This window comes from Pseudomonas sp. P116 (assembly GCF_020149425.1).
GTDB lineage: Bacteria > Pseudomonadota > Gammaproteobacteria > Pseudomonadales > Pseudomonadaceae > Aquipseudomonas > Aquipseudomonas anatoliensis.
In genome coordinates this window covers 452,679-478,806 of record NZ_JACVHB010000002.1, presented here as the reverse complement: position 1 = coordinate 478,806, position 26,128 = coordinate 452,679, and the positions used below count along the sequence as shown (strand labels likewise).

Genomic DNA, 26,128 nt, shown 5'->3' with positions numbered 1-26,128 from the left:
GACCGAGTGGCAAGTGACCGGAATGCGGAGATCCGACCGGATGAATGATCAGGCCAATAGCGTCGAAGAGCGCTTTGATGCAGCAGCACCCGCTGAACTTTCGAGCTGGAATCGCCAGGACACCACCTGGATGTTGGGACTGTTCGGGACGGCCATCGGCGCCGGCACCCTGTACTTGCCGATCAACGCAGGGATCGGTGGCTTCTGGCCGCTGGTGATCCTCTCGCTGTTGGCCTTCCCGATGACGTTCTACGCACACCGCGGTCTGACCCGGTTTGTGCTGTCCGGTCGAGAAGGCGCCGACATTACTGATGTGGTCGAAGAGCATTTCGGCATCAAGGCCGGGGCGCTGATCACGCTGCTGTATTTCCTTGCCATCTTCCCGATCCTGCTGATCTACAGCGTCGGCCTGACCAACACGGTCGCCAGTTTCCTCGAGCATCAACTGCACATCACGCCGCCGCCACGCGCGTTGCTGTCGTTCGTGCTGATCCTTGGTTTGCTGGCAGTGGTGCGTTGTGGCGAACAGGCGATCGTCAAGGCGATGAGTTTGCTGGTCTATCCGTTTATCGTCGCGCTGCTGTTTCTCGCGGTGTACCTGATTCCGCACTGGAATGGCGGCATCCTCACCACCGTGTCGCAAGTCCCTGCGCCGTCGGAGCTGTTGCACACGCTGTGGCTGGCGATCCCGGTGATCGTGTTCTCGTTCAACCACTCGCCGATCATCTCGGCGTTTGCGGTCGATCAAAAGCGCCGTTACGGCACCCACGCCGATGAGCGCAGCTCGCAGATTCTCTGTCGTGCGCACCTGTTGATGGTGGTGATGGTGCTGTTCTTCGTGTTCAGCTGCGTGCTGACCCTGTCACCAGCACAACTGGCTGAAGCAAAGGACCAGAACCTGTCGATCCTGTCGTACCTGGCCAACCACTTCAGCAACCCGACCATCGAATTCGTGGCACCCATGATTGCGTTCGTGGCGATTTCCAAGTCGTTCCTCGGTCACTACATTGGTGCCAGTGAAGGTCTGAAAGGTCTGATCATCAAGAGCGGCAAGCGTCCCGGCGCCAAGGCGCTGGATCGCATCGTGGCGGCTTTCATGCTGGTGGTGTGCTGGATCGTGGCGACGCTGAATCCGAGCATCCTCGGCATGATCGAGACCATCGGTGGCCCGGTCATCGCGGCGATCCTGTTCCTGATGCCGATGTATGCGATCCGCAAAGTGCCGGCGATGGCGCGCTTTCGTGGTCAAGCGTCCAATGTGTTCGTCACCGTGGTAGGTCTTGTGGCAATTTCGGCGGTGGTTTACAAACTGACGATGTAAAGCAAGATCAACAGAAAAGCCACTGCACACGATGTGTGCAGTGGTTTTTTTTCGTCTGGATGAAACCGCCACGTAGGAGCGAGCCTGATCGCGATAGCGGTGGCACATTCAAAGACAATGGTGGCTGACACACCGCCATCGCTGGCAGGCTGGCTCCCACAGGGATTGCAGGTGTCTGCGCAATGGTGGGCATCACACCAAATATTGTAGGAGTGAGCCTGCTCGCGATAGCGTTGGCTCATTCAAAGACGATGGTGACTGACACGGCGCTATCGCTGGCAAGCCAGCTCCCACAGGGTTTGCGGGTGTTTGCGCCATGGTGGGCATCACACCAAATATTGTAGGAGTGAGCCTGCTCGCGATAGCGGTGGCACATTCAAATACGATGGTGGCTGATACACCGCCATCGCCAGCAGGCTGGCTCCCACAGGGATTGCGGGTGTCTGCGCAATGGTGGGCATCGCACCAAATATTGTAGGAGTGAGCCTGCTCGCGATAGCGGTGGCACATTCAAATACGATGGTGGCTGATACACCGCCATCGCCAGCAGGCTGGCTCCCTCAGGGATTGCGGGTGTCTGCGCCATGGTGGGCATCACACCAAATATTGTAGGAGTGAGCCTGCTCGCGATAGCGGTGGCTCATTTAAAAAAGATGGTGGCTGACACGGCGCTATCGCTGGCAAGCCAGCTCCCACAGGGTTTGCGGGTGTTTGCGCCATGGTGAGCATCACACAAAATAATGTAGGAGCTAGCCTGCTCGCGATAGCGGTGGCTTACTCAAAGACGATGGTGGCTGACACGGCGCTATCGCTGGCAAGCCAGCTCCCACAGGGTTCTGTGTGATGCCCACCAATGCGCAGACACCCGCAATCCCTGTGGGAGCTGGCTTGCCAGCGATGAGGCCGGAGCAGGCGGCGACGATTCTGCAGGCATAAAAAAACGCCGCTCATCTCACGATGGGCGGCGTTTTTCACGGCGTTGTAACGTTAGGCTTGAACGACCGGGATGTTGGCGTTCGCAGCAGCTTCACGGAACTCGGCGATCTGGTCGAAGGACAGGTAGCGGTAGATATCGGCCGCCATGCTGTCGATCTTGCCAGCGTATTCCATGTACTCCTCGACGGTCGGCAGGCGACCCAGGATCGAAGCAACCGACGCCAGCTCGGCCGAGGCCAGGTAGACGTTAGCGCCGTCGCCCAGACGGTTCGGGAAGTTACGGGTCGATGTCGACACGACAGTCGCGTTTGGCTCTACACGTGCCTGGTTACCCATGCACAGCGAGCAGCCTGGCATTTCCATGCGCGCGCCAGCCTTGCCGTAGATGCCGTAGTAGCCTTCTTCGGTCAGTTGGTGAGCGTCCATCTTGGTCGGCGGCGACAGCCACAGACGGGTTGGCAGCTGACCCTTGACCTGATCCAGCAATTTACCGGCAGCGCGGAAGTGACCGATGTTGGTCATGCACGAACCGATGAACACTTCGTCGATTTTCTCGCCAGCAACGCTGGACAGCAGACGGGCGTCGTCCGGATCGTTTGGCGCGCAGAGCACAGGCTCGCTGATGTCGGCCAGATCGATTTCGATGATTTCGGCGTATTCGGCGTCGGCATCGGCTTCCATCAGCTCAGGGTTGGCAACCCAGGCTTCCATCGCTTGTGCGCGACGTTCCAGAGTACGTGCATCGCCGTAGCCTTCGCCGATCATCCAGCGCAGCAGGGTGATGTTGGAGTTCAGGTACTCGGTGATCGACTCTTTCGACAGCTTGATGGTGCAACCGGCAGCCGAACGTTCGGCCGAGGCGTCGGACAGCTCGAACGCCTGTTCCAGGGTCAGACCTTCCAGACCTTCGATTTCCAGGATGCGGCCGGAGAAGGCGTTTTTCTTGCCTTTCTTCTCGACGGTCAGCAGACCGTTCTGGATAGCGAAGTAAGGAATGGCATGAACCAGGTCACGCAGGGTGATGCCAGGTTTCATTTTGCCTTTGAAGCGCACCAGGATCGATTCCGGCATGTCCAGCGGCATAACGCCGGTGGCAGCGGCGAACGCGACCAGACCGGAACCGGCCGGGAACGAGATGCCCATCGGGAAACGGGTGTGCGAGTCACCACCGGTACCGACGGTGTCCGGCAGCAGCATGCGGTTCAGCCACGAGTGGATGATGCCGTCGCCCGGACGCAGGGAAACGCCGCCGCGGGTCATGATGAAGTCAGGCAGGGTGTGGTGGGTGGTCACGTCGATCGGCTTTGGATAAGCCGCGGTGTGGCAGAACGACTGCATCACCAGATCAGCGGAGAAGCCCAGGCACGCCAGGTCTTTCAGTTCGTCACGGGTCATCGGACCGGTGGTGTCCTGAGAACCTACGGTGGTCATCTTCGGTTCGCAGTAGGTGCCAGGACGAACGCCTTTGCCTTCTGCCAGACCGCAAGCCTTGCCGACCATTTTCTGCGCCAGGGTGAAACCCTTGGTGCTTTCAATTGGAGCATCCGGCTTCTTGAACAGATCGAACGGTGGCAGACCCAGTTCGGCGCGAGCCTTCTCGGTCAGGCCACGGCCGATGATCAGCGGGATACGGCCGCCAGCACGAACTTCGTCCAACAGCACCGGAGTCTTCATTTCGAAGGTGGTCAGGACTTCGTCGGTGCCGTGTTTGCAGACTTTGCCAGCATGCGGGTACAGGTCGATCACGTCGCCCATGTGCATGTTGGAAACGTCGAACTCGATTGGCAGTGCGCCGGCATCTTCCATGGTGTTGTAGAAGATCGGAGCGATTTTGCTGCCGAAGCAGAAACCGCCTGCGCGCTTGTTCGGCACGTAAGGAACGTCGTCGCCGAAGAACCACAGCACCGAGTTGGTTGCCGATTTACGCGACGAACCGGTACCGACCACGTCACCGACGTAGGCGATCGGGAAGCCTTCACCGCGCATTTCTTCGATCTGCTTCATCGGGCCGATGGCGCCCTGCTGATCAGGAACGATGCCGTCGCGCGCCATTTTCAGCATGGCCAGGGCGTGCAGCGGGATGTCTGGACGCGACCAGGCATCTGGAGCAGGGGACAGGTCGTCGGTGTTGGTTTCGCCGGTTACCTTGAACACGCGCAGGCTGATCTTGTCGGCCAGGGTCGGGCGGTTCTTGAACCACTCGCCGTCAGCCCAGGATTGCAGCACGGCTTTGGCGTGAACGTTGCCGTTCTTGGCTTTTTCGGCCACGTCGTGGAACGCATCGAACATCAGCAGGGTGTGCTTGAGTTGCGCGGCAGCGACTGGCGCCAGTTCGGCGTCGTCCAGCAGGTCAACCAGGGTCACGATGTTGTAGCCGCCCTGCATGGTGCCGAGCAGTTCTACAGCGCGCTTCTTGTCCAGCAGAGGGGAGGAGACTTCGCCCTTGGCCAGAGCAGACAGGAAACCGGCCTTTACATAGGCAGCTTCGTCCACACCTGGTGGAATGCGATTGGTGATCAGGTCAACGAGGAAAGCTTCTTCGCCAGCCGGAGGATTCTTCAACAGCTCGACCAGGCCGGCTGTTTGTTCGGCGTTAAGCGGCTGGGGAACGATACCCAGTGCTGCACGCTCTTCGATATGTTTGCGGTAGGCTTCAAGCACAGTTATTACCCTCATCAGTGGTCCCAAATGGGTGTCCGGGACGCTCGTCGCGAAATGCTCGTACTCATGCGCTGCGTGGCGTTGTGGGCCACTTAGCCAGAATTACCGACCATTCCTTACAGAAGCTGCTTTCAAAGTTTTACGCCTGCAGAGGGGGAGCTGATGAGGGTTGGCGTTGGGCTTTTCCCCGCTGGAAAAACCCGTCGCCAACACCACTCTGAAGGAACGACTGTGCTCGTGACGCTTTGAAAACAGCTTCTAACGGACATTTGCGCCTTAAAAGGCTGGCTGATTCTACGGCAAAAAAAATTTAAAGGTAAGTCGGGCTCTATTGGACTTTGGTGGCGTTGTGCGTAGCCGGTCCAAACACCGGGCCAGCGCTTGCCCCTGACGTTTGAGGGGTGATCAATGCCTGACAAAGGGCTAACATGCCGACCTGTTCCGCGTTTCAGTGCCTTTGCCTACTTTATATGCCCAATCAGACCATCAAGACTCCCTGCGTCGGCCTCTGCTCCACTGTTTACGGTGATCTGGTGTGCCGTGGCTGCAAGCGTTTCCATCACGAAGTGATCAATTGGAATGGTTACGTCGAGGAGGAAAAGCGTGCGGTATGGCTGCGTCTGGAGCAGTTGCTGTCACAAGTGATGGCGGGCAAGGTCGAGATTTTCGACCCGGCGCGGCTGCGCCAGCAGCTCGAACAGCGCAAGATCCGCTTCGTGCCGCATCAGTCGGAATATTGCTGGGCCTATCAGCTGATTGCCCGTGGCGCGCGGGTGATCATTAATCTGGAAGCCTACGGCATGGTGTTGCTGCCGGAGTTTCGCGAATGGAATCTGCCGGAATTGCGCGATGCCATTGATCGGGAATTCTTCCTGCTGTCTGAAGCGCACTATGAGCGCTACATCGCGCCGGGCTTTCTCAAGGACGCCTTTGGCGCTTGAAAGGCAAAAGATCGCAGCCTTCGGCAGCTCCTACAAGGGAATGCGTTCTAGCTGTAGGGGCTGCCGAAGGCTGCGATCTTTTGATCTTTAGTGCTTCACCGCCAACTCCACCAGATGATCCTCAACCTCCTGCGGCTTGAGCACCAGCACATCACTCTCCAGCGCATCCAGTATCACTTCAGCCGTATTCCCGATCAACGCCCCTGACAATCCGGAACGCGCGACGGTGCCAATCACCGTGACGGCCGCTTGCAGCTTGTGGGCCATAAACGGAATCAACACATCCGCCGGACCTTCCTCGATATGCAGGTGCGCGTCATCAACGTCGAATTCGGCCTGAAACGCCCGGCATTGCTCGCGATATCGCGCTTCAATGGTTTCGCTGAGCTGCATCGTCGGGTCGGCCGACGACAGCATTGGCGACGGGTGGGCGCTGATCACGTGCAGATGCGCCTTGGCCAGGCTGGCAATGTCATAGCCGTGATCGATGATTGTGGTGTGCAGATGCCGATGCTCCCCATCGGTATTGCCTACGTCGATCGCCGCCAGAATCACCTTGTCCTTCCACGAAGTTGAGGTTTTCACCAAGAGCACCGGGGTAGGGCAGTGACGCAGCAGTTTCCAGTCGGCGGGCGTCAGCAGCGCTTTTTTCAACGAGCTGTCGGGAAAATGCTGTTTGATCACCAACCCGCAACCTTCTGCTTGCTGCACATCGATGATGGTTTCGTGCAGGCTCTCGTTCCACGCCTGTTCGGTGGTCACGCTGTAACCGTCCGCCAGCAGCGCGGTTTTGAGCACGCCGAGCATGCCGGCATGATCATGCTTCTTGTCGCACACCAGCAGGTGCAGATGGGCCTGGGTCACGCCAGCGATCAGTTTGGCGCGCTTGAGCGCCAGGCTTTCCGAATGTTCGGGTTCGATGACCACCAGAATGCTGCGAATGGCTTGCATGAGCGGAGTCTCCAGCAAAGAAAAGGCACGGCGTTGCACAACTATAGTTGCTGCTTGAACACCTGCGACTTGATGCATATCAACGCCAGCCGCTGGTGGTCTGCCCGCAGGCCGGTATAATCGGCGCCCTTCGCTCGAACACCTTTTGCCGTGAGCCCCATGATCCTTCCCGAAATCCACGAATTCCTTGGCTGCCGCACTCCCGACGCCTGGGTCCAGGCCGCACTGGCCGATCAGGAAACCCTGCTGATTGACCACAAGAACTGCGAGTTCAAGGCTGCCAGCACCGCGCTGAGCCTGATAGCCAAGTACCATTCCCACGTCGACCTCATCAACATGATGTCGCGTCTGGCCCGGGAAGAGCTGGTGCATCACGAACAAGTCATGCGCCTGATGAAACGCCGCAAGATCGAATTGCGCCAGCTCCACGCCGGTCGCTACGCCTCGAGCCTGCGCAAAGTGGTGCGCAGCCACGAGCCGGTGAAGCTGGTGGATACGCTGGTGGTCGGCGCGTTTATCGAAGCGCGCAGTTGCGAGCGTTTCGAAGCACTGGTGCCGCATTTGGACGAAGAACTCGGCAAGTTCTACTTTGGTTTGTTGAAAAGCGAGGCACGGCATTTTCAGGGTTATCTGAAACTGGCTTATCAATATGGTGAGGCGAAGGATGTTGCGCAGGTGATCGAAAGAGTCCGCGCCGCCGAGCAGGAGTTGATCGAATCGCCGGATACGGAATTCCGCTTTCACAGTGGCGTGCCTGCCGCTGTATAACCTTGTGAAACCGTCTATGTAGGAGCTGCCGAAGGCTGCGATCTTTTGATCTTGCTTCTAAAATCAAAATCAAAAGATCGCAGCCTTCGGCAGCTCCTACAGGGGGTTGCATTTCAAATGCAGGCGGCGATGTTGTTTCGTGATTGTTAAAAACTCTTAAGAGTATGAAACATCACCGAAAACCGGCCCCCGCGGCCGGTTTTTGCTGCCTGGGATAAACGTCTCGCCCCTGATTGCCGCCATAATGCCGCCCACTTCACAGATGGTTGGCAGATGGTCGTTATGGATAACCTGGGTTTTGGCAAAGTCCTGTTGGTGGAAGACGATGAGCGCCTCGCCACACTGATCGCACACTTCCTCGAACAACATGGCTACGAGGTGCGCACGGTGCATCGCGGTGATCTCGCCGTGGCGGCTTTTCTGGCGTTCAGGCCCAAAGTCGTGGTGCTCGACCTGATGCTGCCGGGGCAGAGCGGTCTGCACGTGTGCCGGGAAATCCGCAGTGTGTCGGACACGCCGATTGTCATTCTGACGGCCAAAGAAGACGACCTCGATCATATTCTGGGCCTGGAGTCCGGTGCTGATGACTACGTGATCAAGCCGATCAAACCGCCGGTGTTGCTGGCTCGATTGCGCGCCTTGCAGCGCCGGCAGGTGCCGGACAGCGGCGTGGTGCATTTCCTTGAATTCGGTCAGTTGAGCATTGATCGCAGTTGCCGCGAAGTGCGCCTGGGGGGCGAGATTATCGAAATGACTACCATGGAGTTCGAGCTGCTGTGGCTGCTGGCCAGTGCCGCCGGCAATACGCTGTCGCGCGATGACATCCTCAATCGCATGCGCGGCATTGCCTTCGATGGGCTCAATCGCAGCGTCGACGTGTACATCAGCAAGTTGCGCAACAAGCTCAAGGACAACCCTCGCGAACCGGTGTGCATCAAGACAGTGTGGGGCAAGGGATATCTGTTCAATCCGTTTGCGTGGGAGTTGTAGATGCTGCGGTTATTCCTCGGGCTGTTTCTGGTGATGACGGTCGGTCTGGTGCTGGCGTTGCAGACGGTCGAACACACCTTCAACGCGTTGCTCGACAACCAGATGCAGGCCTACAACCGCGAGGCGGTGCGCGGTCAGGCGTGGTCGTTGGTAGATCATTTGCGCGGGCGGCAGGGCGCCGATCGTGAGCAGCGACTGGAGAGCTTACGGCCGCATTACGGTCTGACACTGAAACTGGTCGAAGCCGATCAACTGGCCCTGACGCCAGAGGAAAAAGCCCAGTTGGCGCAGGATGTGCTGGTGATCCGCGACAACTACACCCAGTTCATCAGCAACATAGACGGCGGTTCGCAGGTGCTCAGCATCAAGCTGCCGCCGGAACCGAGCCTGATGCCGTTTTACATCGCCGCCGCTTACGGGATGCTGTCGGTGTTGATCGGTATCGTCCTGTTTTTCTGGGTGCGCCCGCACTGGCGTGACCTGGAGAAGCTGCGTCTGGCGGCAGAGCGCTTTGGCGACAACGATCTGTCGGCGCGCATTCAGTTGTCCAAACGCTCGAACATCCGCGACCTGGCCGAGCACTTCAACTTGATGGCGGCGCGCATCGAAGGCTTGATTGCCAATCAGCGTGAACTGACCAACGCCGTCTCCCATGAGCTGCGCACGCCGATTGCGCGGCTGTCGTTTGAGCTCGACCAGCTCAAGCAGTTGCCGGACGCCAGTCAGAACCGCGAACTGATTGCCGACATGTACGCCGACCTTGGCGAGCTGGAGGAAATGGTTTCGGAACTGCTCACCTACGCCAGCCTTGAAAGGGGTGCGACGGTCATCAAGCGCGAGAACATTCAAGCGGCCAATTGGCTCGACAGCGTCGTCGGCAGCGTGGCGCTGGAGGCGGAAGCGGCGGGGGTGCAGTTGTTGATCGGTGAGTGCCGGCTCGACACGGTGCGCATCGAACCGCGCTTCATGGCGCGGGCGGTGATCAACCTGCTGCGCAATGCCATTCGCTATGCCGAGCAGCGCGTGGAAGTGACGCTGGTGCGCACCGGGGATTATTACGAAGTGCGGGTCAACGACGACGGGCCAGGCGTGCCTGTGCATGGCCGGGAGAAGATTTTCGAACCGTTCTCGCGGCTGGATGCCAGTCGCGATCGGCGTACCGGTGGTTTTGGATTGGGCCTTGCGCTGGTGCGGCGGGTGTCGCAGTCCCATGGCGGTCAGGTTGAAGTCGGCGATTCGCCATGGGGCGGAGCGTCGTTTCGGATGACCTGGGCGCATCTGGATTAACGATGCTGGCCGGGGCAGACACAAAAAACTGTAGGAGCTGCGGCACGCTGCGATCTTTTGATCTGGCGTTTAATACCAGGATCAAAAGATCGCAGCGTACCGCAGCTCCTACACTTGGATTGCGTTTGCAGATGCTCGCCAAGGTTCCGTGATTTATTGGGTCAGCCCGAGGCGTTCATGCCATTGGGCGATGGATTCTTCTGGGTAGATCTCGAATTGTTGATCGTTGGGATGCGCATCGACCTCGACCCACGGCGCTTTCGAGCCCAGCATCAGGTGAGTGTGTTCCGGCGGCACCGGCAACGGTGTGTCGATGGCCGAAGCGAACGGGTGGATCAGCTCCGGCCATTCCGGGCTGAACAGCCACAATCCAGTGCCGCACAGCGAACAGAAATGCCGTTCGGCGGTGCTGCGGTGAGCACGTTTTTCGCCTTCGTCTTTCATTCGTGCGTGGTAGATGCTGATGTGTTTGCGACCCCGAATCTTTAGGCTCGTGGCGGCGCCGCCGAGGTTGATCGCATAGCCGCCACCGCCCTGGGTCTTGCGGCAGATCGAGCAATAGCAGCGTTGATAAGGGTAGGGGTGGGCACTGGTGAGGCTGAACGAAACCTCGCCGCAATGGCAGGAGCCTTCGAGGTGCATGGGTGCTCTCCGATAGCAGGGTTGAGCGCCTGAGCCTAGATCATTGTGCCGGGTGCCTGCCGGTGTGATTCGACGCGCGCCCGCAGCGTCTAGCCCCTGTGTCCCCGCAATCCCATGGGGCGAGACTTCGGAACCCGGCATGCAAGCGCTGTTGAACGAGATCCTTGACGCTGTCCGGCCACTGATCGGGCAGGGCAAGGTGGCTGACTATATTCCCGCCCTCGGCACCGTGCCGGCCAATCAATTGGGCATCGCCGTGTACGGCAATGATGGCGAGATGTACTGCGCTGGCGACGCCGAAACGGCGTTTTCGGTGCAGAGTATTTCCAAGGTGTTCAGCCTGGTGCAGGCCATCGATCATTCCGGCGAAGCGATCTGGGAACGCCTTGGCCATGAGCCGTCCGGTCAGCCGTTCAACTCGCTGGTGCAGCTGGAATTCGAGCGCGGGCGCCCACGCAACCCGTTCATCAACGCTGGCGCGCTGGTGATCTGCGACATCAACCAGTCGCGTTTCGCCGCACCGACCCTGTCGATGCGTGACTTCGTCCGGCGCCTGTCGGGCAACCCGCAGATCATGATCGACGGCAAAGTCGCCGACTCCGAATATCAGCACCGCGCGCGCAATGCGGCGATGGCTTACCTGATGCAGTCCTTCGGCAACTTCCACAATGACGTCGAAGCGGTGCTGCGCAGTTACTTCAGCCACTGCGCCCTGCGCATGAACTGCATCGATCTGGCCCGGGCGTTCTGCTTCCTGGCCAATGACGGTTATTGCAAACACAGCGGCGAACAGATTCTGACTCGGCGCCAGACTCAGCAGGTCAACTCGATCATGGCCACCAGCGGTCTGTACGACGAGGCGGGTAACTTTGCCTATCGCGTCGGTCTGCCGGGCAAGAGCGGCGTCGGCGGCGGGATCGTCGCGGTAGTGCCGGGGCAATTCACGGTGTGCGTATGGTCGCCCGAGCTGAATGCCGCGGGCAATTCGCTGGCGGGCATGGCGGCGCTGGAGATGCTCAGTTCGCGGATTGGCTGGTCTGTGTTTTAACCCTATAGCACGAACGCTGAAAAAACCTGTGGGAGCTGGCTTGCCAGCGATGGCGGCGGATCAGGCGACATCAATTTTGAATGTGCCGGCCTCATCGCTGGCAAGCCAGCTCCCACAGGGTTAGTCATGTTTGCGGAAGGTGTATTTCAGCGAAGAATCCTATACATTTTCCGGCCGCCCTCTGCATGGTGAATCCGCTTCATGTCTCTTGCGCTCGAACGTCTAGTCGCTGGCACGCCGATCCCTTTCGCTGGTAACCGCGTCACCGTGGTCAGCCCCGAACTGGCTGCGCGCTTTCAGCCCGGTGACCACCTTTTGGTGGAGCAGTTGACTGGCGAGTTATTGCTGATTCCGGTCGTGGATCAACAAGCGGCGTCTGTTGCGATCGAGCGCGCGGCTGCGGCGTTTGGCGCATTGTCGGCGGTGTCGGACGAGGCGATCAGCCAATTCTTCGATCTGTTCGCGCAACGTCTGGAAACCGCCGATTGCTGGGCGCAGATCGAAGCCGCCAACCTCACCGATATCGAGCGCGCCAAGGCTCGCGGACGTTCCACTACACGGCTGCTCGCCGATGAGCGCATGCGCCGCGACATGATTGCCGGTCTGCGGGCCTGGCGTGATGCGCCACCGACGCGCGGCAAAGTCATCAGCAGCGTCGAGCACGACGGCTGGAAGGTCGAGCAAGTGGTTTCGCCGCTGGGCATTGTCGCGTTTGTCTTCGAAGGTCGCCCTAATGTATTTGCCGATGCCGCCGGGGTTCTGCGCACCGGCAATACTGCGGTGCTGCGCATTGGCAGTGATGCGTTGGGCACGGCGCAAGCCATTGTCACTCACGCGTTGAACCCGGCGCTGGCAGCGGCGGGTCTTCCGGCGGGCGCTGTGTCGTTGGTGGAGAGCGTCAATCACGCGGCCGGTTGGGCGATGTTTGCCGATCGGCGCCTGTCGCTGGCGGTGGCTCGTGGATCGGGGCGTGCGGTCAGTCAGTTGGGCAGCATTGCGCAGCAGGCGGGGACTGCGGTCAGCCTGCATGGCACCGGTGGTGCGTGGTTGATTGCCGATCGAGACGCTGACGCTCAGCGCTTCGCGGCAGTGGTGCGCAACTCGCTGGATCGCAAGGTCTGCAACACCCTGAATGTCTGCCTGATTCAGCGCGAACGTGCTGCTGAACTGGTGCCGCTGTTCCTGGATGCGTTGCAACAGGCCGGCACCGCACGCGGGCAGGGCTGCAAGTTGCACATCGTCGAAGGCAGTGAAAATTGCCTGCCGACTGAATGGCAGAGCGCGACGGTGCAGGTTTATCGCGCCGAGGGTTATCAGACTGAAGCGCTGGCCGAACCACTGGCGGAATCCGCGTTGGGCCGCGAGTGGGAATGGGAGGAAACGCCGGAAGTCAGCCTGATGATCGTTGAAGATCTGGATCAGGCGATTGCGCTGTTCAACCGTTATAGCCCGCAATTCACCGTGTCGCTGATCAGCGAAAGTGCGCAGGTTCAGGAGCGTTTTTACAACGCAGTCAACGCGCCGTTCGTGGGCAACGGCATCACCCGTTGGGTCGATGGCCAGTACGCGCTGAACAAGCCGGAGCTGGGGCTTTCGAACTGGGAGAGCGGGCGCTTGTTTGCGCGCAGTGCGATTCTTTCGGGGGATGGCGTATTTACTGTTCGCAGTCGCATGACTCAAATTGATCTCACCGTAAAACGCTGAGTGCCTTGTGTAGGAGCTGCCGCAGGCTGCGATCTTTTGATTTTGGTTTTTTAGAAGCAAGATCAAAAGATCGTCCGATCGCGGCCCGAGCCTTCGGCAGCTCCTACAGGGGTGAGCTGTTCATTGTGTAGATCGCACGTGTGGCGAGGGAATTTTGTTGTCTGTTCAGGCAGCTGCTTTTGCTTGAACTGCGCAAACTGCCGGTTGCTCGGCCAGCGGTACAAAGGTGCGGCGGTCCGAGGACAACGCATCGATCGAGCCAGTCTCGATGTCGTACACCCAGCCATGCAAATTCAGCAGGCCTTTCTCCTGCGCCAGGCGCACGCTCGGATGGGTCTGGATATTCGCCAGTTGCGCGATCACGTTTTCGCGCACCATCGAACTCAATTTTGCCGCGTCACTGGCATGCGGCCGCGCCTCATTCACCACTTTCGCTGACTCGGCATGCTGCAACCAACCGCTGACGGCGGGCAGGTGATTCATGCATTTGCACTGGGCAATCGCCGTCATCGCACCGCAGTCCGAATGGCCGCAGATCACAATGTCGGTCACGCCGAGCACCGCCACGGCGTATTCCACCGTCGCCGAAACCCCACCCGGATGCGGACTGTAGGACGGCACGATATTGCCGGCGTTGCGGATCACAAACAGCTCGCCGGGTTCTTGCTGGGTCAGAAGTTCCGGCACGACACGGCTGTCGGAACAGGTGATAAACAAGGTGCCGGGCTGTTGGGTGGTCGCCAGGTGTTTGAACAGTTCAGTGCGTTGCGGGAAGGCTTCGTTCTGGAACTTCAGGAAACCGTCGATCAGGGCTTTCATGTGCATGTCCTCTTCAATGGAGATCGGTGGGCCCGCACGTGATGTACGGGCCGGGACGCATCAGAACGGGCGCAGGGGCAGGAACTTGCCGTCGAGGGTGACCACGGCGCGGGAGCCGCCTTCCGGGTCTTCGACTTTTTTGATGTCCAGTTTGAAGTTGATCGCGCTGATGATGCCGTCGCCAAATTGCTCATGAACCAGGGCTTTGAGGGTGGTGCCGTAGATCTGGATCATCTCGTGGAAACGGTAGATGGTCGGGTCGGTCGGCACACCGCTGAGGCTGCCGCGCAACGGGATGATCTGCATCGCCGATACATCAGCTGCATCCAGCTCAAGTTTGTCGCCGACCACTTGGGCAGCGTTTTCCGGCAGTGGGTGCTGGCCGAGCAGGGCGGCGGTGACGAAAGCCAGGCTCAGGCCGGTGCCGTCGGTGAGATCCTGCCACGACAGATTTTTGCCTGCCTTGGCGTCGAGAATGCGGGTGGTCAGGGCCAGGCTGGTGTCGTTGTAGGCGTGGGACTGTTGCATGGTGTCACTCCTTTCAGGGGTTGGCTTGCTGTGTGGGACTGATCTTCTGCCGATTGACTCATAGCGTCCAAGACCCATATACAATGCTTCGCATAAGCCTTGCCTATAGATGGTGTGCCCGATGCTGTTGCGACATTTGCGTTATCTGCTCGCCGTTGCCGATCACGGCGGCTTCACCCGCGCTGCTGAAGCGCTGCATGTGTCACAGCCGACGCTGTCACAACAGATTCGCCAACTTGAGGAAGCCCTCGGGGTGAACCTGTTTGATCGCACCTCCCGGTCGGTCAAGCCAACGGACGCCGGTGAGGCCTATATCGAATGTGCGCGACGGGTGCTGGTGGAGCTGGAGGCGGGCAAGCGGGCGCTGCATGACGTGAAGGATCTGTCGCGTGGCACCTTGCGCCTGGCCATGACACCAACTTTCATGGCGTATCTGGTCGGGCCGCTGGTGCGCGACTACACGGCGCGATTTCCGGGGACTCATCTGGAGATTTTCGAGTTGTCGATGGATGACATTGAGGCGGGTCTGGCGGATGACTCTCTGGATATCGCCATTGCCTTCACCCCGGTGCGCAATGCCGATATCGAGTGCATTCCGGCGTTCACCGAAGTGTTGGGAATCATGGTCGGGCGCGAGCACCCGTTGTACGACAGCACGTTGAGGCTGACACCGGATGACATTGCACAGATGGATTTTGCCTTGCTGGCGCCGGACTTCATCACGCGCTTATCGGTGGATGAGTATTTCCGTCAGCACGGCATCACGCCCAAGGTGCGTATTGAAGTGAATTCGGTCAGTACGTTGCTGGAGGTGGTGCGGCATTCGCCGATTGCGACGATGTTGCCGGAGGCGATTGCGACTGAGGATCGCGCTTTGCGCAGGCTGCGGGTAGAAAGCGAAGCGCCGCAGCGCGGGGCGGCGTTGTTGCGGCGCAAGAATAATTATCACAGTGCTGCGGCGCAGGCTTTCACCAACCTTGTCCTCAAAACACATACCCACCTGTAGGAGCCTTCGGCAGCTCCTACAGGGGATAGTAAAAAAGGGCCTGCTTCCATTGGGAAGCAGGCCCTTTTTTAATGTTGAAGTTGTGGCTTAGCAGAACCGATCAATCACCCGAACTTCATTCTTGTTCTGCATCGAGTCCCACGCTTGTTTCAGCGTTTGCAGAACATTACCGATGAAGTCTTTGTCGGCCGCGGCTTTTTTGCCGACATAACCTTGGCCGCGGCGGTACATCTTCAGGCGGGCCAGCAGGTTCTGATTGTTGCGGTCGAACTCTTCTTCGCCAGCGTGGGGCGCCAGGCAGTCGATATGCACTTGGCCCGACTTGCTGATCCACAGAATATGGCTGTCGAGGCTGTCTTTTTGCGCAGCGAACATACGAGCCAGTTCTTCGATAGTAGGTTGATTGTTCAGATTCATGATTTTGCCCCTTGACCAGTTTGGTGATCTTTCTAAGTTGATTCGCTAATACAGGTAGCCCATCGGTTAGTTGATCCCTGGCACCGAAACCAGGACGTCAGCGGTCGCCCGTTTGAAATACGGGGTCGTGCATCTGTTGCATGTAGTCGTGTTGAATAACTGCTACGCGATAGCGTCACAACGAGGAGAAGCAGCGAAAACCGGGAGGCCCTTGTCGACGTTTTCAGGGTCGACGCACAAGCGTCTTGAGAATTTTCGCCAGCGCTTCTCGTCCTTGTACTGGACGTTCAGGCCAGGTCAGCTTCTTCAATCTGCCTTGTGGGCAGCGTGTATCCGGAAAAAACAACTCGGCGGTCAGACGAGTTTGCTCAAGCGTGTTACCCGTGTTCCCGATCGGGGAACGTCTTCATCATGCAAAAGCAAAACGACGCCGTCAACGGTTTTGTAGTGATTATTTTTGAGCACTACATATTGTCGGACAAAGCTGTTTTGGAATGAGAACGGATCCGTTCAGGCAACGGAAACGGGGCTGCGCAGGGTATAGAACGTGCACGGATAGCCGTCTACATCGCGGTGGCTCAAAGTGAGTTCGGCTCCGGCCAATTCCGGCATTAGCCTGGCCCAGAAGCGCTGTGCGGGCAGGTTGGCGTCGATATGGAAAATCTGCCACCGACCGGGGATTTGGCTCAAGAGGGCAGAGACGACAAACTGCGCGACGCCTTGGCCACGCATGCGTCGGGTTATGAAGAAGTAGCCGATATTGAATTCGGCGCCGGCGATGTGGGTTTCGTTATCCACCGTGACGAAGCCGGCGAGTTCGCCGTCGACGCGGATCAGAAAGGGTCGGGTGTCCGGGTGGCGCCAGTAAGCGTCTTTTGGCTGAAGGTCGAAGAAGCCATGCCCGGCGAGCTTCAGCGGCAGCCATTCGCTGAAGTCGTACGCGTAGAACTGCATCAGGTTTTCGATGATTTGCAGTTCGTCACGCTGGACGGGGTGGAGTTCGATGTTGGGCATTTTGGCGAATCTCCCACTGTGATGACTCCAATATTGTGGACTCTGACTTTGTGGCGAGGGGATTTATCCCCGACGGCCTGCGCAGCAGGCCTTTATTTGAATCAAGAGAGGGGCCGCTGCGCAGCCCATCGGGGATAAATCCCCTCGCCACAGGATCCCCTCACCATAAGAAACGTTGTTATTTGGCCGTGCGTTTGGTTGTGCCGGTAGTCTTGCTGCGCGTTGATTTGCGTTTTTTCTTCCACGGCGTAGCAGCCTTGCCGGTAGGCGGTGGGCCGCTGATGTTCAGGCTCAGAGCAGAGCAGCGAGTCACCTGCTTGCTCATCCACGCCGCTTGCTTGGTGACGAATTCTTCCAGACTCATCTCACCGCTCTGCACCATGTCCAGCGCCTGCTCCCAGATCGCCGTGGTGCCGGGGTCGGCAATCGCTCGGGGTACGGCGTCGATCAGGCTGAACGCCGCCGGTGTTGCCGCGAGTGCCTTGCCGTTTTTCACCAGATAACCGCGATCAAGCAAACCCTGAATGATCGACGCACGGGTGGCTTCGGTGCCGATGCCGGTGGTGTCCTTGAGCTTCTGTTTGAGCAGCGGATCTTCCACCAGTTTGGCAACGTTCTTCATCGCCTTGATCAGATCGCCTTCGGTGTAGGGCTTGGGTGGCTGCGTCCACAAATCCTTGAGTTTCACATCAGCGACGGCGCAGTCGATACCTTGGCTCAGCGTCGGCAAGGTTTGCGGTGCCGGCGCTTCACGGCCCTTGCTCGGTGCCAGTGCCTCGGGCAATGCGCGCTTCCAGCCCGGTTCGATGATCTGTTTACCGACCGCACGCAACGCTTCACCGGCGCAATCGAAATCAGCCTGGGTGCGGTCGTATTCATGGTTGGGTAGAAATTGCGCCAGATACCGCGCGCGGATCAGTGTGTAGACCGCGCGGTGCTTGCCCGTCAGGCGTTCAAGGTTCTTTGCCGCAGCGGTGGGGATGATGCCGTGGTGCGCGGTGACCTTGGCGTCGTTCCACGCCCGGGAGCGACGTTGCGGCTCGAGAAAGCCCTGCAGTGCTTCGAGGCTCGGATCGGCCTGACGCAGTGCCGCGAGAATGCCTGGCGCCTCACCGTGCTGGCTCAGCGGCAGAAAACCGCAATCGCTGCGCGGATAGGTGACGACTTTGTAGGTTTCGTAGAGTGCCTGAGCGATGTCGAGGGTTTCCTGCGCACCGAGGCCGAGTTTCTTCGAGCAGACTTCCTGCAACGTACCGAGGTCGAAGGGCATGGGCGCCACTTCACGCATACGTTCGGTGCGTAGCTTGACGACCCGGGCCGTGGCAGCGCTGGTGATCGCGGCGGCGGCTTGTTGCGCGAGTGCCTGATTCAAACAACGATCCTGATCATCACAGACGTCCGACGGCGCGTGCCATTGCGCGGTAAACGGCGTGCCGTTGTGCAGCAGTTGCACGTCGATCGCCCAAAACGGCACCGGCACGAAATCGGAGATGCTGCGATCGCGATCCACCACCAGGCGTAATGTCGGCGTTTGTACTCGACCGACCGGCAACACACCTTGATAACCCGACTGCCGACCGAGCAGGGTGAACAGGCGGCTCATGTTCATGCCGATCAACCAATCGGCCCGGGAGCGACCCAGTGCCGAGTGATAGAGGCTGAACGTCTCTGCACCTGGCTTCAGCGCGGCCAAGGCCTTGCGGATCGACGCCTCGTCCAGTGCCGACAGCCACAAGCGGCGGATCGGCCCGCGATAGCGGCAATGCTCGACCAGTTCCCGGGCAATCATCTCGCCCTCACGGTCGGCGTCGGTGGCGATGATCAGTTCGCTGGCCTCGCCGAGCAGGCGTTTGACTGCTTTGTACTGACTGGCGGTGCGCGGCTTGACGGTCATTTTCCATTTATCCGGAATGATCGGCAGATCCGCCAGTACCCAGCGCTTGTAGCGTGCGTCGTAGGCGTCCGGCGGAGCGGTTTCCAGCAAATGGCCGATGCACCAGGTCACCGTGACGTCTGTTCCCAGCCAGCAGCCGTCGCCCCGGCGCCTGGCACCGAGTACGGCCGCAATGTCTTTGGCCTGGGAAGGTTTTTCACAGAGGTACAGCCGCATAGCCACCACGTCGATCAATGTCCGAAGAGGTGCACAGAATGGCCGCACTTACGCCCATGGGCAACTTTTATCTGTATGGATATACAGATAAAAAGGGTTGCGGGAAGTGACTGGCATCGTCGGGACGCGGTTAGCGTTCAAGATTGCCGTTCGGCCGTGAAGTCCACCTGAACCTGACACATGCGCTATACCTGAACCGGTCTGTTCGCCGTATCAGGAGAGCCCCATGAAAACCTCCGGCCCCAGCCCCGTCATCACCCTCGAACAACTTACAGGTTGCCTGCTGGTGAAATTCCATGGCATCCAGGTTGCCGCATCCTCCCACGCGATGATCCTCAACGAGGCCAACTACCCGCCGGTTTACTACGTCCCTCGCGAAGACATCGACGAAAAGTATTTCGCCCGCACCGACCACACCAGTTACTGCCCGTACAAGGGCGACGCCAATTACTTCAGCCTGCAGGTGCCGGGGCATGAGGGGGCGAATGCGGTGTGGACTTACGAGAAACCGAAAATATCGGTCGATCAGATCAAAAACTATGTGGCGTTTTATCCGGATCAGGTGAAGTTTGAGGTGATCAAGGCAGATGCCTGACCTCTCGCTGAGGAGGTTCAAGTGGGGGGGTGAATTCTGTGGTGAGGTGATTCTGTGTTGAGGGGATTTATCCCCGATGGACTGCGCAGCAGGCCCTTTTTTAAGGGGGCCGCTCCGCGACCCATCGGGGATAAATCCCCTCGCCACAGGGGTCCTCACCACAGGGTCTGTGGCGAGAGGCAACTTTCAGTTCTTGTCCAGATCGATATTCTTCGTCTCGCGCAGAAAGATCATCCCCACCACCAGGCTCACCCCGGTGATCAACACCGGGTACCACAGCCCGTAAAAAATATCCCCGGTGTACACCACCAGCGCAAACGACACCGTCGGCAGAAATCCGCCGAACCAGCCGTTGCCAATGTGGTACGGCAGCGACATCGAGGTGTAGCGGATGCGGGTCGGGAACAGTTCGACCATCAGCGCCGCGAGCGGGCCGTAGCACATGGCGGAGATGATGATCAGCGCCACGATCAGGGCGACGATCATCGGTTTGTTGGTCTGCTGCGCATCGGCCTGTTGCGGATAGCCGGCGAGGGTGATTGCGCCGCGTAAGGCCGATTCATCGAAGCCGTCGAGTTTCACGTCGCCAACACTGACCTGTACGGCGCTGCCGGCCGGTGCGGCGGCGCTTGAGTAGGGCAGGCCTTGTTTGACCAGGAAGGTTTTGACCTTGTCGCACGGGCTGTCAAATTTCGCCTTGCCCACCGGATCGAACTGGAAGGTGCAGGTTGCAGGGTCGGCCAGCACCGTGATTGGCGCCTGACGGCTGGCCTGATCGATCGCCGGGTTGGCGTAATGCGCGAGGGATTTGAAAATCGGGAAGTACAGCACCGTCGCCAGCAGCAGGCCGAGCATCAGCACCGGTTTGCGCCCGACCTTGTCCGACAGCCAGCCGAAGAAAATGAAGAACGGCGCGCCGATCACCACGCTGATAATCAGCAAGGTGTTGGCCAGCGCCGGATCCATTTTCAGAAACTGGGTGAGGAAGAACAGCACGTAGAACTGCGCCGCGTAGAAGGTCACGGCTTGCCCGGCGTTGATGCTGAACAGGGCGATCAGCACGACTTTGAGGTTTTCCCATTTGCCGAAGGATTCGCGGATCGGCGCTTTCGAGGTTTTGCCTTCCTCTTTCATCTTCAGATAGGCCGGCGACTCGTGCAGGCTCAGGCGAATCCAGGTGGAAATGCCCAGCAGCACAATCGACAGCAGGAACGGAATCCGCCAGCCCCACACTTCAAACTGGTCGCCCGTGAAGTAGCGGCAACCGAGCACCACCAGCAGCGACAGCAGCAGGCCGAGGGTCGCGGTGGATTGAATCCAGCTGGTGTGGAACCCGCGTTTACCCATCGGCGCGTGTTCTGCGACGTAGGTTGCGGCGCCGCCGTACTCGCCACCGAGCGCCAGGCCCTGAAGCATGCGCAGCACCACCAGAATGATCGGCGCGGCGATGCCGATGCTGGCGTAGGTCGGCAACAGACCGACGCAAAATGTTGCTACGCCCATCAGAATGATCGTCGCGAGGAAGGTGTATTTACGCCCGATCATGTCCCCCAACCGACCGAACACCAGTGCCCCGAACGGTCGCACGATAAACCCGGCGGCAAACGCCATCAGCGCAAAGATGAACGCCGTGGTGTCGTTGACCCCGGCGAAAAACTGTTTGCTGATCACCGCCGCGAGGGCGCCGTAGAGGAAGAAGTCATACCACTCGAACACCGTCCCCAGTGATGAAGCGAAGATGACTTTTCGTGTATCCGGGCTGGTGTCCGCGTTGTACGCGGCGTCCAGCGGCTGAGCGTGTTCTGACATATCAGTTCCCTCACAGTGATTGTTTTTGTTGTTCCACTGGTGTTGCGTGTCCGGGTGCTGCGCGATGCCTTGAATTAACGCGGTTCCCTGTAGGAGCTGCCGCAGGCTGCGATCTTTTGATTTTGTTTTTCACAATCAAAAGCAAGGTCACAAGATCGCAGCCTGCGGCAGCTCCTACAGGGTTTCGGTGAGTTCGGGTTTTTGAGTTTGGCTCCTTTTTTCCGGGTTGAGGATCAGCTGCGCGGCCTTCTCGGCAATCATCAGCGTAGGCGAACAGGTGTTGCCCGAGATGATCCTCGGCATGATCGAGGCGTCGGCAATGCGCAAACCGGGCACGCCGTGTACGCGCAACTGCGCATCGACCACCGCATCGCCGTCATTGCCCATGCGGCAGGTGCCGACCGGATGGAAAATCGTCGTGCCGATCCGCGCCGCCGCTTCGTGCAGTTGCTCTTGGCTTTGCAGGCTGTCACCCGGCAAATACTCGACCGGTTTGAACGCTTGCAGGGCAGGGGCGCTGACGATGCGGCGGGTCAGGCGGATGGCGTCGGCGACCACGCGCAGGTCTTCGGGGTGGCTGAGGTAATTGGGCTGAATCAGCGGCGCTTCCTGCGGATTTACGGAACGGATTTCGATGCGGCCACGACTCTGCGGACGCAAATCGCACACCGACGCGGTGAAGGCCGGGAAGCTGTGCAACGGCTCGCCAAAACGCTCCAGCGACAGCGGCTGCACGTGGTATTCAAGGTTTGCCGACGTCTGCTCCTGCCCCGAGCGGGCAAACGCGCCCAACTGACTCGGCGCCATCGACAACGGCCCGCTGCGGTCATACAGATAACGCAGGCCCATGCCCATCTTGCCCCACACACTGCCGGCGATCTGGTTGAGGGTGCGGGCGTTTTCCAGTTTGTAGATCAGGCGCAGTTGCAGGTGATCCTGCAGATTACCGCCAACCCCCGGCAACTCATGAATCACGCCGATGCCGAGGCGTTCCAGCAGCGGTCGCGGGCCAATCCCGGAGCGCTGCAGAATGCTCGGCGAGCCGACTGAACCGGCGCACAACACAATCTCTTTGCGCGCCTTGAACTGTTTGACCAGGCCTTCATGACGCGCACTGACAGAAGAGGCGCGACCGTCCTTGAGCAAAACACGATCGACCTCAACCCCGGTCAGCACCGTCAGATTCGCCCGGTCACGTATCGGTTTGAGAAAGGCTTTGGCCGCGTTCCAGCGCACGCCGGCCTTCTGATTGACCTGAAAGTAACCGCAACCCTCGTTGTCGCCCTGATTGAAATCCTCAACAGAGGCAATCCCACTTTGTTCAGCGGCGCTGCGAAAGGCATCCAGAATCGGCCACGACAAACGCTGTTGTTCGACCCGCCATTCACCCTTGGCGCCATGAAATTCAGCGCTGCCGGCAAAGTGGTTTTCGCTCTTTTTGAATAGCGGCAGCACGTCGTTCCAGGCCCAGCCCGGATTGCCTTCCGCCGCCCAGCCGTCGTAGTCGTTGGCCTGGCCGCGCATGTAGATCATGCCGTTGATGGAAGAACAGCCGCCAAGCACTTTGCCGCGCGGATAGCTCAGGCTGCGACCTTGCAGACCGGGTTGCACTTCAGTCTTGAAGCACCAATCGGTGCGCGGGTTGCCAATGCAAAACAGGTAACCGACGGGGATATGAATCCACGCATAGTTGTCGCGTCCGCCAGCTTCGAGCAGCAACACGCGCTGATGTGGATCAGCCGACAGCCGATTGGCCAGCAAACACCCGGCGGGGCCTGCGCCGACCACGATGTAGTCGTATTCATCGAGGGAAGTCTGCATTCCCTGACCTCGCTTTTTGTTTTTATTGTCGAACACTCTAGTTGTTAGCTTTCGTTAAAAGAATGTTAGTTTTTGCGCAGCCGCTGTGCGTTTTCGAACAGCCTTGATGACCCTCGCTGACAAGGACACGCCATGTTCGACTGGAACGACCTGCGGTTTTTTCTCGAGTTGCAACGCAGTGGACGCTTGCTCACCGCGGCCCGCCGTCTGAACACCACCCACGCTACGGTCGCCCGTCACATCGAGGCCATCGAAAAAAGCCTTGGCACTGCGCTGTTCGTTCAGCACGCCCAAGGCTACGAAATGACCCCGGCCGGGGAGGCGCTGCTCAAGCACGCCGAAGCCATGGAAAACGTCGCGTTGCTGGCTCAGGAGGAAATCACCCAATCCACCGCACCACTGGGCAAGATTCGCGTCGGTGTCACCGAAGGTCTCGGCGTCAAGTTCCTCGCCAGTCGCATGATCGGTCTGTTCGAGCGTTATCCGGGCCTGGAAGTGGAACTGGTCGCGGTGCCGCGCTTCGTCAGCATCCTCAATCGCGAGGCGGAAATCAGCATTCATCTGGAGCGCCCGGCGGCGGACATGCTGGTCACCCGCAAACTCACCGACTATCGACTTGCGCTCTACGCCAGCCAGAAGTACCTCGATAACGCGCCGCCATTGCACAGCCGCGAAGACATCGGGCGACATGCGTGGATTGGCTACGTCGATGATCTGCTGTTCAGTCAGGAGTTGATGTTCCTCAACAGCTTCTGCCGCAGCCCTCGCGTGGTGTTCCATAGCACCAGCGTCATCGCTCAGCAGGAAGCGGCGCGTTCGGGGTTGGGCATTGCGGTATTGCCTTGTTATATGGCGGCGTCCGACCCGGATCTGGTGCCATTGCTGCCAGATGAAGGCATCGAGCGCAGTTACTGGATCAGCACGCGGCGCGAGTTGCACAAGTCGGTGCGGTTGCGGGTGGTTTGGGATTATGTGGTGGGGTTGTGTGAGGCGGAGCAGGGGTTGTTGCTGAACCTTTAAGATCAAAAGATCGCAGCCTTCGGCAGCTCCTACCCCGATCTCTGTAGGAGCTGCCGAAGGCTGCGATCTTTTGATCCGATGACTCACATCATGGGTTGATTAATATATGGATATCCGTATATTCGGTTTTCCATATGTGCGAGTCCGGTCCCATGATCACCCCCACCGAAGTCTTCAAAAGCCTGGCCGATGAGACCCGCGTCCGCGCCACCCTGTTGATTGCCGATCAGGGTGAGTTGTGTGTCTGCGAGCTGATGTGCGCCCTCGACGACAGCCAGCCAAAGATCAGCCGTCACCTGGCGCAACTACGCAGCAACGGTTTGCTGCTCGATCGCCGCCAAGGCCAATGGGTCTATTACCGCCTCAATCCGCATCTGCCGGATTGGGTTCGCGAAATCCTGCAAGTGACGTGCAGAGCCAATGTCGACTGGCTCAAGGATAACGCCTCGCGTCTGCACAAGATGGATGGACGTCCTGTCCGCGAAGCGGCGTGCTGCTAAATCATTAATATCTGCTGGAGCAACCCATGCGAATCCTGTTCATGTGCACGGCCAACAGTTGCCGCAGCATCCTCTCCGAAGCAATGTTCAACCACCTGGCGCCGTCGGGTTTCGAAGCGCTGAGTTCCGGGAGTTTCCCCAAAGGCCAGGTGTTGCCGCGCAGCCTTTCGACCTTGCAGCAGGCCGGCATTGCCATCGACGGCTTGTACAGCAAGGGTAACGATGCGTTCGAAAGCAATCCGCCGGACATCGTCATCACGGTCTGCGACAAAGCCGCTGGCGAAAGCTGCCCGGTGTATTTCGGCCCGGCACTGAAGGCCCATTGGGGGCTGGAAGATCCGTCCGAAGTGAGCGGTGACGAAGCGGCGATCGACGCTGCTTTCCACGCCACGTTGGCGCGCATCGAGCAACGCTGCAAAGCCTTCCTCGAACTGCCCTTCAACCGCCTCAGCCGCGACGAACTCAAACTCGAACTCGACCGAATCGGTACGCTTTAAGGAGGACTGACAATGTCCGACCACTTGCCCAATCTTGATCCCACCCTGTTCGACGGCTTGCCAACCTCAGCCTCGGGCGAACACAAACCACGCATTCTGTTGCTCTACGGATCGACCCGCGAGCGCTCGTTCAGCCGCTTGCTGGTAGAGGAGGCTGCGCGCCTGCTCGAACATTTCGGCGCCGAGACGCGCATCTTCAATCCGTCCGGTTTGCCACTGCCTGACGACGTCCCGGTCGACCATCCGAAAGTGCAGGAACTGCGCGAACTGGTGCTGTGGTCGGAAGGCCAGGTCTGGTGCTCGCCGGAACGCCATGGCGCGATGTCGGCGGTGTTCAAGGCGCAGATCGACTGGGTGCCGCTGGAGCTTGGCGCGGTTCGCCCGACTCAGGGCAAAACCCTGGCAGTGATGCAGGTGTGCGGCGGCTCGCAGTCGTTCAACGTGGTCAATCAATTGCGCGTGCTGGGGCGCTGGATGCGCATGTTCACCATCCCCAACCAATCCTCGGTGCCCAAGGCCTGGATGGAATTCGACGAAGCGGGGCGGATGAAACCATCGCCGTTCTATGACCGCGTCGTCGATGTGATGGAAGAGCTGGTGAAATTCACCGTGCTGCTGCGCGACCGTCAGGAATTTCTGGTTGATCGCTACTCCGAACGCAAAGAAAGCGCCGAGCAACTGATGGCGCGGGTCAACCAGCGTTCGATTTGAGGGGCAACCCGACGAACGTTGCACAAACCTTC

At 59.1% G+C, this 26,128-nt stretch carries 23 protein-coding genes; 13 read left to right on the top strand and 10 right to left on the bottom strand.

From position 1 onward, the window contains the following. The first annotated feature begins 40 nt into the window (after window positions 1-40). Window positions 41-1,321, top strand: a complete 1,281-nt coding sequence (locus ICA15_RS08560; RefSeq protein ID WP_150615304.1) for an HAAAP family serine/threonine permease — start codon at window positions 41-43, stop codon at window positions 1,319-1,321. 987 nt (window positions 1,322-2,308) lie between these two features. Here the strand turns inward: ICA15_RS08560 and acnB are convergent. Then, window positions 2,309-4,918: a bifunctional aconitate hydratase 2/2-methylisocitrate dehydratase gene (acnB, locus tag ICA15_RS08555; protein ID WP_150602907.1), complete on the bottom strand. Its 2,610-nt coding sequence runs from the start codon at window positions 4,916-4,918 to the stop codon at window positions 2,309-2,311. A 470-nt stretch (window positions 4,919-5,388) separates the two neighbouring features. Between acnB and ICA15_RS08550 the strand changes: the two genes are divergently transcribed. After that, a complete protein-coding gene (locus tag ICA15_RS08550) occupies window positions 5,389-5,859 on the top strand; it encodes a DUF1289 domain-containing protein (RefSeq protein ID WP_210553200.1) in 471 nt (156 codons plus the stop codon). 87 nt (window positions 5,860-5,946) lie between these two features. Here the strand turns inward: ICA15_RS08550 and ICA15_RS08545 are convergent, their stop codons facing one another. Beyond that, on the bottom strand, window positions 5,947-6,810 hold the full coding sequence (locus ICA15_RS08545) for a universal stress protein (RefSeq protein ID WP_150602858.1): 864 nt from the start codon (window positions 6,808-6,810) through the stop codon (window positions 5,947-5,949). A 159-nt stretch (window positions 6,811-6,969) separates the two neighbouring features. Between ICA15_RS08545 and ICA15_RS08540 the strand changes: the two genes are divergently transcribed. The 3 genes from ICA15_RS08540 to ICA15_RS08530 all read left to right on the top strand — a co-directional run bounded on the left by ICA15_RS08540 (window position 6,970) and on the right by ICA15_RS08530 (window position 9,855). Further along, window positions 6,970-7,578: a tRNA-(ms[2]io[6]A)-hydroxylase gene (locus ICA15_RS08540; protein WP_150602857.1), complete on the top strand. Its 609-nt coding sequence runs from the start codon at window positions 6,970-6,972 to the stop codon at window positions 7,576-7,578. A 282-nt stretch (window positions 7,579-7,860) separates the two neighbouring features. Beyond that, window positions 7,861-8,568, top strand: a complete 708-nt coding sequence (locus ICA15_RS08535; RefSeq protein WP_210553199.1) for a response regulator — start codon at window positions 7,861-7,863, stop codon at window positions 8,566-8,568. Further along, window positions 8,569-9,855, top strand: a complete 1,287-nt coding sequence (locus ICA15_RS08530) for an ATP-binding protein (RefSeq protein WP_210552996.1) — start codon at window positions 8,569-8,571, stop codon at window positions 9,853-9,855. It abuts the gene before it with no gap. A gap of 153 nt (window positions 9,856-10,008) precedes the next feature. Here ICA15_RS08530 and ICA15_RS08525 read toward each other — a convergent pair whose 3' ends face one another. Continuing rightward, complete coding sequence (locus tag ICA15_RS08525) at window positions 10,009-10,497, bottom strand: GFA family protein (protein WP_210552995.1); 489 nt, start codon at window positions 10,495-10,497, stop codon at window positions 10,009-10,011. A gap of 139 nt (window positions 10,498-10,636) precedes the next feature. Between ICA15_RS08525 and glsB the strand changes: the two genes are divergently transcribed. Next, window positions 10,637-11,545 carry a glutaminase B gene (gene glsB / locus ICA15_RS08520; RefSeq protein WP_150592233.1) on the top strand — a complete coding sequence of 303 codons (909 nt, stop codon included), beginning with the start codon at window positions 10,637-10,639 and terminating at the stop codon, window positions 11,543-11,545. Between the two features lie 201 nt (window positions 11,546-11,746). Then, complete coding sequence (locus ICA15_RS08515) at window positions 11,747-13,249, top strand: aldehyde dehydrogenase family protein (RefSeq protein WP_210552994.1); 1,503 nt, start codon at window positions 11,747-11,749, stop codon at window positions 13,247-13,249. Window positions 13,250-13,414: 165 nt separating this feature from the next. Here the strand turns inward: ICA15_RS08515 and ICA15_RS08510 are convergent, their stop codons facing one another. Further along, window positions 13,415-14,068 (bottom strand): carbonic anhydrase, encoded by a 654-nt coding sequence (locus ICA15_RS08510; RefSeq protein ID WP_150615309.1) that lies wholly within the window; start codon window positions 14,066-14,068, stop codon window positions 13,415-13,417. Between the two features lie 60 nt (window positions 14,069-14,128). Continuing rightward, window positions 14,129-14,596, bottom strand: a complete 468-nt coding sequence (gene cynS / locus ICA15_RS08505) for a cyanase (RefSeq protein WP_187680258.1) — start codon at window positions 14,594-14,596, stop codon at window positions 14,129-14,131. A 121-nt stretch (window positions 14,597-14,717) separates the two neighbouring features. Here cynS and cynR point away from each other — a divergent pair, with 121 nt between their 5' ends. Beyond that, window positions 14,718-15,602, top strand: a complete 885-nt coding sequence (cynR, locus tag ICA15_RS08500; RefSeq protein WP_210552993.1) for a transcriptional regulator CynR — start codon at window positions 14,718-14,720, stop codon at window positions 15,600-15,602. A gap of 87 nt (window positions 15,603-15,689) precedes the next feature. Here the strand turns inward: cynR and ICA15_RS08495 are convergent, their stop codons facing one another. From ICA15_RS08495 to ICA15_RS08485, 3 genes are all read right to left on the bottom strand, one after another. Then, entirely contained in the window at window positions 15,690-16,019 is a 330-nt protein-coding gene (locus ICA15_RS08495) for a hypothetical protein (RefSeq protein WP_042559618.1), read from the bottom strand. A gap of 510 nt (window positions 16,020-16,529) precedes the next feature. After that, window positions 16,530-17,033: a GNAT family N-acetyltransferase gene (locus ICA15_RS08490; RefSeq protein WP_210552992.1), complete on the bottom strand. Its 504-nt coding sequence runs from the start codon at window positions 17,031-17,033 to the stop codon at window positions 16,530-16,532. Between the two features lie 178 nt (window positions 17,034-17,211). Further along, window positions 17,212-19,143, bottom strand: a complete 1,932-nt coding sequence (locus ICA15_RS08485) for a DNA topoisomerase III (protein ID WP_210552991.1) — start codon at window positions 19,141-19,143, stop codon at window positions 17,212-17,214. Between the two features lie 226 nt (window positions 19,144-19,369). Between ICA15_RS08485 and ICA15_RS08480 the strand changes: the two genes are divergently transcribed. Beyond that, window positions 19,370-19,738 (top strand): DUF427 domain-containing protein, encoded by a 369-nt coding sequence (locus ICA15_RS08480; RefSeq protein WP_150615313.1) that lies wholly within the window; start codon window positions 19,370-19,372, stop codon window positions 19,736-19,738. Window positions 19,739-19,924: 186 nt separating this feature from the next. On the opposite strand, the gene ICA15_RS08475 is transcribed toward ICA15_RS08480, so the two are convergent. Both ICA15_RS08475 and ICA15_RS08470 read right to left on the bottom strand, forming a co-directional pair. Continuing rightward, window positions 19,925-21,547, bottom strand: a complete 1,623-nt coding sequence (locus ICA15_RS08475; RefSeq protein WP_150615314.1) for an MFS transporter — start codon at window positions 21,545-21,547, stop codon at window positions 19,925-19,927. 174 nt (window positions 21,548-21,721) lie between these two features. Next, window positions 21,722-23,368, bottom strand: coding sequence for a GMC family oxidoreductase (locus ICA15_RS08470; protein ID WP_224450868.1), 1,647 nt, complete (start codon window positions 23,366-23,368; stop codon window positions 21,722-21,724). A 132-nt stretch (window positions 23,369-23,500) separates the two neighbouring features. Between ICA15_RS08470 and ICA15_RS08465 the strand changes: the two genes are divergently transcribed. The 4 genes from ICA15_RS08465 to arsH all read left to right on the top strand — a co-directional run bounded on the left by ICA15_RS08465 (window position 23,501) and on the right by arsH (window position 26,096). Then, window positions 23,501-24,388, top strand: coding sequence for a LysR family transcriptional regulator (locus ICA15_RS08465; protein ID WP_210552989.1), 888 nt, complete (start codon window positions 23,501-23,503; stop codon window positions 24,386-24,388). A 152-nt stretch (window positions 24,389-24,540) separates the two neighbouring features. Continuing rightward, window positions 24,541-24,888 carry a metalloregulator ArsR/SmtB family transcription factor gene (locus tag ICA15_RS08460; RefSeq protein WP_210552988.1) on the top strand — a complete coding sequence of 116 codons (348 nt, stop codon included), beginning with the start codon at window positions 24,541-24,543 and terminating at the stop codon, window positions 24,886-24,888. A 26-nt stretch (window positions 24,889-24,914) separates the two neighbouring features. Then, on the top strand, window positions 24,915-25,385 hold the full coding sequence (locus tag ICA15_RS08455; RefSeq protein ID WP_210552987.1) for an arsenate reductase ArsC: 471 nt from the start codon (window positions 24,915-24,917) through the stop codon (window positions 25,383-25,385). A 12-nt stretch (window positions 25,386-25,397) separates the two neighbouring features. Beyond that, the gene (gene arsH / locus ICA15_RS08450) at window positions 25,398-26,096 is read left to right on the top strand and encodes an arsenical resistance protein ArsH (protein ID WP_210552986.1); all 699 of its coding nucleotides are present in this window, start codon (window positions 25,398-25,400) and stop codon (window positions 26,094-26,096) included. The last annotated feature ends 32 nt before the right edge of the window (window positions 26,097-26,128 follow it).